Raw genomic sequence first — 419 nt, 5'->3', positions numbered from 1 at the left:
CACGCGGCATGGCTGCATCAGGGTTCCCCCCATTGTGCAATATTCCCCACTGCTGCCTCCCGTAGGAGTCTGGACCGTGTCTCAGTTCCAGTGTGGCTGGTCATCCTCTCAGACCAGCTAGAGATCGTCGCCTTGGTAAGCCTTTACCCTACCAACTAGCTAATCCCATATGGGTTCATCAAATGGCGTACGTCCTCGCGGAACCGTACTTTGGTTTCTCAACTTTATGCGGTATTAGCAGTCGTTTCCAACTGTTGTCCCCCACCATTCGGCAGATCCCCATACATTACTCCCCCGTCCGCCACTCGTCATCAAGTGCAAGCACTCATGTTACCGTTCGACTTGCATGTGTTAAGCCTGCCGCCAGCGTTCAATCTGAGCCATGATCAAACTCTTCAATTTAAAGTTTGATGCTCGAT

1 rRNA gene is annotated in these 419 nt (G+C 51.8%); it reads right to left on the bottom strand.

Annotated features, from left to right (window positions below):
• Window positions 1–402, bottom strand: a 16S ribosomal RNA gene (locus A9G35_RS03370); the annotation flags it as partial.
• Window positions 403–419: the final 17 nt, after the last annotated feature.

Source organism: Gilliamella sp. Choc5-1 (genome assembly GCF_001690595.1).
Taxonomy (GTDB): Bacteria; Pseudomonadota; Gammaproteobacteria; order Enterobacterales; family Orbaceae; genus Gilliamella; species Gilliamella apicola_M.
Note: the sequence above shows the minus strand (reverse complement) of the source record. Positions and strands in the feature narration are given on the sequence as shown.